Annotated in this window: 7 protein-coding genes; 3 read left to right on the forward strand and 4 right to left on the reverse strand. The window is 72.7% G+C overall.

Annotation, left to right across the window (positions count from 1 at the left end; genetic code table 11):
• Positions 1-32: 32 nt before the first annotated feature.
• Positions 33-917, forward strand: a complete 885-nt coding sequence (locus ACIHAR_RS35160; RefSeq protein WP_365466645.1) for a LysR substrate-binding domain-containing protein — start codon at positions 33-35, stop codon at positions 915-917.
• Positions 918-968: 51 nt separating this feature from the next.
• Positions 969-1,484: a DUF664 domain-containing protein gene (locus ACIHAR_RS35165; RefSeq protein ID WP_365466647.1), complete on the forward strand. Its 516-nt coding sequence runs from the start codon at positions 969-971 to the stop codon at positions 1,482-1,484.
• On the opposite strand, the gene ACIHAR_RS35170 is transcribed toward ACIHAR_RS35165, so the two are convergent.
• The 4 genes from ACIHAR_RS35170 to ACIHAR_RS35185 all read right to left on the reverse strand — a co-directional run bounded on the left by ACIHAR_RS35170 (position 1,466) and on the right by ACIHAR_RS35185 (position 5,339).
• Positions 1,466-2,536: an adenosine deaminase gene (locus ACIHAR_RS35170; RefSeq protein WP_400023270.1), complete on the reverse strand. Its 1,071-nt coding sequence runs from the start codon at positions 2,534-2,536 to the stop codon at positions 1,466-1,468. The genes ACIHAR_RS35165 and ACIHAR_RS35170 overlap by 19 nt on opposite strands.
• A gap of 61 nt (positions 2,537-2,597) precedes the next feature.
• Positions 2,598-2,987 (reverse strand): VOC family protein, encoded by a 390-nt coding sequence (locus ACIHAR_RS35175; protein WP_365466651.1) that lies wholly within the window; start codon positions 2,985-2,987, stop codon positions 2,598-2,600.
• A 508-nt stretch (positions 2,988-3,495) separates the two neighbouring features.
• Positions 3,496-4,419, reverse strand: a complete 924-nt coding sequence (locus ACIHAR_RS35180; RefSeq protein ID WP_400023272.1) for an aldo/keto reductase — start codon at positions 4,417-4,419, stop codon at positions 3,496-3,498.
• Between the two features lie 29 nt (positions 4,420-4,448).
• Positions 4,449-5,339, reverse strand: a complete 891-nt coding sequence (locus ACIHAR_RS35185) for a glycoside hydrolase family 19 protein (protein ID WP_400023274.1) — start codon at positions 5,337-5,339, stop codon at positions 4,449-4,451.
• Between the two features lie 317 nt (positions 5,340-5,656).
• On the opposite strand from ACIHAR_RS35185, the gene ACIHAR_RS35190 reads away from it, so the two are divergent.
• Entirely contained in the window at positions 5,657-6,694 is a 1,038-nt protein-coding gene (locus tag ACIHAR_RS35190; protein WP_400023276.1) for an acyl-CoA dehydrogenase family protein, read from the forward strand.
• The last annotated feature ends 224 nt before the right edge of the window (positions 6,695-6,918 follow it).

A 6,918-nucleotide genomic window follows, 5' to 3' on the forward strand; every position in this document is an offset into this window, starting at 1 on the left:
CCGATGGTATTCAGCGACTAGACTGCTGAATCATGGAATTGCGCCATCTCCAGCACTTCGTCGCGGTCGCCGAGGACCAGCACTTCACCCGGGCTGCCGAACGTCTGATGGTTTCCCAGTCGGGCCTGTCCGCGTCGATCAGGGCCCTGGAGCGGGAACTGCGCGCGCCGCTGTTCGTGCGGACGACCCGCCGGGTGACGCTGACGGAGGCCGGGCGGGCGCTGCTGGCGGAGGCGGAGCGGATCCTGGCGCAGGTGCGGGCCGCCCACGAGGCGGTGGCCGCGGTGCAGGGCGTGGTGCGGGGCACGCTCGCGGTGGGCACCGAGCAGTGCATCGCGGGGGTGAACGTGGCGGGCATGCTGGCCGCGTTCCGGCGCCGGCATCCGGACGTGGAGATCCGCCTGCGGCAGTCGGGCTCCGGGGTGCTCGCCGAGGAGGTGTCGGCCGGGCGTCTCGACCTGGCCTTCGCCTACCGCACCCAGGCCGACAGCGACCAGCTGCGCTCCGTGCCGCTGGCCGGTGAGTCGATGTACGTGCTGTGCCACCCCGACCACCGCCTCGCCGGGGCGGCGGCCGCACTCACCCCGGCCGACGTCGCCGACGAGGTCTTCGTCGACTTCCACCCGGACTGGGGCCCGCGCCGCGCCACCGACGCCGCCTTCGCCGTCGCCGGAGCCCGCCGTACGGTCTCGCTGGAGGTCAACGACGTGCACAGTCTGCTGGACCTGGTGGACGAGAACCTCGGGATCGCCGTCGTACCGCGCCACTTCCGGCACAAGCGGCAGGCGCTCACCGCGCTGCCCCTGAAGGGCGCCGGCGAGGTGACGTACGAGACCGTCGCCCTGCTGCCGCCGCCGCAGGCCACCAGCCCGGCGGCCCGGGCGTTGATGGCGCTGCTGGAGGCGGGCGGCGGGTGAGGGCCCGGCCGAGAAGCGGCGTGCGGGCCGAGCCTGCGCCATGGTGGACGTATGCATGCCAAGGACATCCTCATCGACGGGTACGGCCGCATCCAGGAAGAAGTCCACGCGGCCGTCGGGGGCCTGGACCCCGACGACCTCAACGCACGCCCCACCGCCGAGACCAACTCCATCGCCTGGCTGGTGTGGCACCTCACCCGTGTCCAGGACGACCACATCGCCGACGCCTTCGGGCTGGATCAGGTGTGGCTGTCCCAGGACTGGGAGAAACGGTTCGGCCTGGACCTGCCGCGCCGTGACACCGGCTACGGGCACAGCGCGGCGAAGGTCGCCAAGGTGCAGGTCGACACGGCCGACCTGCTGATCGGGTACCACGACGCCGTGCACGCCCAGACCCTGCACGCGCTGCGCGGGGTGACCGCGGCGGACCTGGAGCGCGTCGTGGACGAGCGCTGGGATCCGCCGGTCACTCTGGGCGTCCGGCTGGTCAGCGTCCTGTCCGACGATCTGCAGCACGTCGGACAGGCCGCCTATGTGCGCGGGCTGCTTCAGAGCGCGGCCGCGTAACCCGGCAGGACGACGTCCTCGATGAGGGCCTTGCGCTCGTCGAACGGGATGAAGGCGCTCTTCAGGGCGTTCACCGTGACGGTGCGCAGGTCCTCGACGGTCCAGCCCGCCTCCTCGACGAGGAGCGACATCTCGCGGGTCATCGTCGTACCGGAGACCAGCCGGTTGTCGGTGTTGAGGGTGACCCGGAAGCCCAGGTCCTTCAGGGCGGTGATCGGGTGCTCGGCGATGGAGGTGGCGGCACCGGTCTGGAGGTTGGAGGTGGGGCACATCTCCAGCGCGACGCGGCGGTCGCGCACCCACCCGGCCAGGCGGCCGAGCTTGCCGTCCACGATGTCGTCGGTGATGCGCACGCCGTGACCGATGCGCTGGGCTCCGCACACCTGGAGCGCCTGGTGGATGCTGGGCAGGCCGTGGGCCTCGCCGGCGTGGATGGTGAACGGCACGTTCTCGCGGCGCAGGTGCTCGAAGGCGTCCAGGTGGTCGGCGGGCGGGAAGCCGTCCTCGGCGCCGGCGATGTCGAAGCCGACGACGCCCGCGTCCCGGAAGGCGACCGCCAGGTCGGCGGTGGCCCGGGTGCGGTCGAACATGCGCATGCCGCAGAGCAGGGTGCCCACCCGGACGGGCGTGCCGGCCGCGGCGGCCTTCGCCATACCGGCCGCGAGCCCCTCCTGGACGGTCTCGACGACCTCGGCGAGGGTCAGGCCGCCGTTCAGCATCAGCTCGGGGGCGTAGCGCACCTCGCCGTAGACCACGCCGTCCCCGGCCAGGTCGAGCACGTACTCCTCGGCGGTGCGCAGCAGGCCCTCGCGGGTCTGCATGACGGCGAGGGTGTGCTCGAAGGTGGCTATGTAGCGGACCAGGTCACCGGAGTTCGCGGCCTCGAAGTACCAGGTGGCCAGCTCCTCCGGGTCGGTGGTGGGCAGGGTGTGGCCGGCCTCCTTCGCGAGCTCGACGACGGTGGCGGGGCGCAGGCCGCCGTCGAGGTGGTCGTGCAGGACGGCCTTCGGGAGCCGGCGGAGGGTGTCGATGTCGGGGCGGGGCGCGGTCATGGGCGGTCTTTCTCCGGCTTTCTCTGTGGCTGTGCTCTGGCTCTCTGGGTCCGGGCCACCGCTACGCGGGCTGGAGGAGGTCCCAGCGGTTTCCGTACGGATCCTGGAAGACGGCGACGGAGCCGTACGGCTCGTGGCGGGGCTCCTCCAGGAAGGTCACGCCGGCGGCGCGCATCCGGGTGTGGTCGCGGGCGAAGTCGTCGGTGTGCAGGAAGAACCCGACACGGCCGCCGGTCTGGTCGCCGACCCGGGCGCGCTGGGCGTCGTCCTTGGCGCGGGCGAGGAGCAGTCCGGTGCCGTCCTGCCCGCCGCCCGGCCGTACGACGACCCAGCGCGAGCCGTCGGGCCGCGGCTCGTCCTCGACGAGACGGAAGCCGAGGGCCTCGGTGTAGAAGCGGATCGCCTCGTCGTAGTCGTGCACGACGAGGGTGACCAGGGCGATGCGGGTCATCGGGGCCCTTTCGGGAGAGCTGATTAGCGGGAGAGGTTATACGTAAAACGTCACGGATGCCAGTCGCCCCCGTCCCTCCCGCCCGAGGCTCCGGGCCGGGCCCCGTGAGACCGAGCGCGGCGGCCGGCGTCACGCCATGGAGACCACCGAGCCGCCGCGCGGCTCCCGAGCAGCCCCGTCCCGCGGGACGGGGACCGGGCTGGTACAGGCTCGGGCCGGGCGCGGGGCGGGGTCAGGAGCGGACAGGCTCCGGGAGCCGGGCGCGGGGTCAGGAGCGGACAGGCTCCGGGGGGCGGTGGTGGGGTCAGGAGCGGACAGGCTCCGGGAGCCGGGCGCGGGGTCAGGAGCGGACAGGCTCCGGGGGGCGGTGGTGGGGTCAGGAGCGGACAGGCTCCGGGGGGCGGTGGTGGGGTCACTGCCGTGGCCAGTCAGTCCCCGCGGTTTCTCCGGGTCCTGTCGTTCCGGGCAGGCGCGAACGGTCGGACCGCCGCGGTTCGGTGACGGAACGTCAGGCCTCTCGGCTCACCCCCGCCTCCCCCTCCCACCCTCGGTCGAGACGTCGCATCTCTTCGCCGGTGAGTCGCAGTGCCCCCGCCGCCACGTTCTCGACGAGGTGGTCGGGGTTGCCCGTGCCGGGGATCGCCAGGACGTGCGGGCCCTGGGCCAGGCTCCAGGCCAGTCTGACCTGCGCGGGGCTCGCACCGTGCGATCGGGCAACCGCGAGCACCTCGTCGTCGTGGGCGGTCGTCGCCCCCTGCGGGCCCGCCTCTCCGGCGATGGAGTAGAACGGCACGAAGGCGATGCCCCGTTCGCCGCAGATACGGAGGAGTTCGGCGGTGGCGGGCGGGCGGTCGCCCAGGCCGTAGCGGTTCTGGACGCTCACCACCGGCGCGATGGCCAGGGCCTCGGCGAGGTGGCGCGGCTCGACGTCGGAGACGCCGAGGTGGCGGACGAGACCGGCCGCGCGCAGGTCGGCGAGCGCACCGAAGTGCTCGGCGATCGACTCCTGGCGCATGCGGCGCAGGTAGACGAGGTCGAGGTGGTCGCGGCCGAGCTGGCGCAGGTTCTCCTCGACGTGGCCGCGCAGGTCCTCGGGGCGGGCCGAGGTGCCCCACTCCCCCGCGTAGTCACGGAAGGGGCCGACCTTCGTGGCGATGAGGAGGTCGTCCGGGTACGGGGACAGGGCGCTGTTGATGAGTTCGTTGGCGGAGCGGAGGGAGGAGAAGTAGAAGGCGGCCGTGTCGATGTGGTTGACGCCGAGGTCGATCGCCTTGCGCAGGACGGCGATCGACCGGTCGCGGTCGCTCGGGGTCCCGAGGCGGAAGGCCGCGCTGCCCGTCAGCCGCATCGCGCCGAAGCCGACGCGGTTGACGGGCCGGTCGCCGAGTTTCCAGGTTCCCGCAGAGTCCGCGGTGATCGTTCCGGAGGTCATCGGCGGAGTGTCGCACACCCGCGCGACGGTCAGCAGTAGAGGTTGCCGCCCGGTGCCACGCCCAGGATCTGCGTGAACTCCTGGTACTTGGTCACGCGGCTCTGCACCTGTGCCGGGTTCTTGCCGTCGCACTCCAGGGACCCGTTGATGGAGCGGATCGTCTGGCCGAAGCCCGCGCCGTTGATCATGGCGTTGTGCGGGGTCATGGTGCCGGGTCCGGACTGGGTGTTCCAGTACCAGAGGGCGGTCTTCCAGGCCACCGCCGCGTTGTTCTGCACCAGCCAGGGGTTGTTCAGCAGGTCGAGCCCCAACGCGTCGCCCGCGGCCTTGTAGTTGAAGTTCCAGCTGAGCTGGATGGGGCCACGTCCGTAGTAGGCGGCCTGGCCGGCCGGGCAGCCGTAGGGCTGGCTCCAGTCGCAGTAGTGCGGGTAGTTGGCGGTGTTCTGCTCGACGACGTGCACCAGCCCGCCCGTCTCGTGGCTCACGTTGGCGAGGAAGGCCGCCGCCTCCTGCTTCTTCGTCGTGTCGCTGCCGGTGGTGGCGAAGCCGGGGTAGGCGCTGAGCGCGGCGGTGAGTCCGCTGTAGGTGTAGAAGCCGTTCCGGCTCGGGAACATCTGGTTGAACTGGGCCTCGGTGACGACGAAGCTGCCGACGGGCGTCCCGGGACCGTTGTCGCAGGCGTACGGCTCCCAGTACCAGGTGCTGATGGTCGGGTCGTAGCCCGGGTTGTCGTGCTCGGCCACGTAGGCCTTGCCGTCGGTGTAGCGGACGATGTCGCCGGTGCGGTAGGCCTTGCCGGCCACCCAGTTCGGGTAGCTCGAGCAGGCGGCGGCGGACGCGTTCGTGGCGGGCAGGAACACCGGTGCGGCGGTGGAGAGCACGAGGGCGGTCACGACCGCGGAGATACGGCGCCTCGACACGGGATCAACTCCTTCGCGGAGCACGGCCGTCCCCGCCGAGGGCAGGACGGAGGGAGCCTTGTCCGCGCGTGCCGGTCTCACCGGCCGCGGCGCGGGGCCGGCCGTGGTGGGGGGTGTGGAGGCACACTCAACCGCTTTGGTCTGTACCAGTCAAGGGTATAGACCAGCCAACCCGGCAGGAGGGCGCCAGGGGCCGAGGCGGCGGGCAGGCGGGCAGGCGGGCAGGCGGGCAGGCGGGCAGGCGGTCCTACCGCGCCGGCGGTACGACGCTCGGCCGGGTCGCGTTCCCGGCGCGCCCGTCCGCGAGAATCTCGCCCATGACCGCACCGCACCCGCTCGTCACCCGCGCCCGCCGCCTGGCCGAAGACCTCCTGTCGCCGCACGCCGAACGCGTCGACCAGGAGGGCGTGCCGGCGAGCCACCTCGCCGAGATCCGGCGCTCGGGCCTGCTGGGCGTGAACGCACCCGAGGAGTACGGCGGGTCGGCGGCCCCCGCCGCGGTGGTGCGCGAGACGGCGGAGATCCTCGCCGGGGCGTGCCTGTCGACCTGGTTCGTGCAGACGCAGCACCACACGCCGGTCCTGACGCTCGCACGGAGCGAGGGCCCGGCGCGCGACCGCCTGCTGGGCCGGCTGGCGAGCGGGGAGCTGCTGTCCGGGGTGGCCTACGCCCACCTGCGGGCGTATCCGCGCACCCCCGTCCGGGTGACCCGGGAGCGGGAGGGCTGGCGCTTCGACGGGACGGTGCCCTGGTACACGGGGTGGGGCCTGAACGACGTCATGCTCCTCGCCGGGGTCACCGACGCCGGCGAGGCCCTCTTCGCCTTCGCGGAGGCCCGCGAGCAGCCGGGACTGCGCGCGTCGGAGCCGATGCGCCTGGCCGCCCTCACCGCGGCCCGCACGGTCTCCCTCGGCCTGGACGGCTTCCGGCTCCCCGAGGAGGCGGTGGTCCTGCGCACGCCGTACGGCCGCTGGGCCGCGACGGACCGCCCGAAGACGGTGAGCGCCAACCCGGCGGTGTTCGGCGTCGCGGAGGCGGCCCTGTCCCTTCTGGACGAGGAAACGGCGATCCCCCTGCGCACCCGCCTGTCCGAGGTCCGCCGGCGCACCTACGCCCTGGCCGACCACTCGGGGCCGCAGGAACTTCTGACGGAGAGGCTGACCGTCAGGACTGAGGCGTACGAGGTGCTTCGGGCCGCGACCACGGCCGCGGTGGTGGCCGGGGGCGGCCGCTCGATGCTGTTGTCGAACAGGGCCCAACGCCTCGCGAGAGAGGCCCTGTTCCTGCTGGTCCAGGGTCAGACCGCACAGTCCCGCAGAGCACAGCTCCACGCCCTTTCGGGTGGTGCGCCGTGAGCGCCCCCGGCGTCGCTCGGTCAGCGCGGTTCACTCGGCTGAGCGTCCCGAGTGGTGGGATCCCGACAGCTGACTGACGGTGGATCGCGTCGGGTCCGGGTTACCTCAGCTGACGAAGCGCCAGCTGCTCGGTCTTGGCGGAAGGACTCTCTCATGCGCTCTGCTCGCCTGCTTCTGGCCTCCGCGGCGGCGTCGGCCGCCCTCGCCCTGGCCGCAACCGGCGC

Source organism: Streptomyces sp. NPDC052016, assembly GCF_044548445.1.
In the GTDB taxonomy this organism is placed as follows: Bacteria; Actinomycetota; Actinomycetes; order Streptomycetales; family Streptomycetaceae; genus Streptomyces.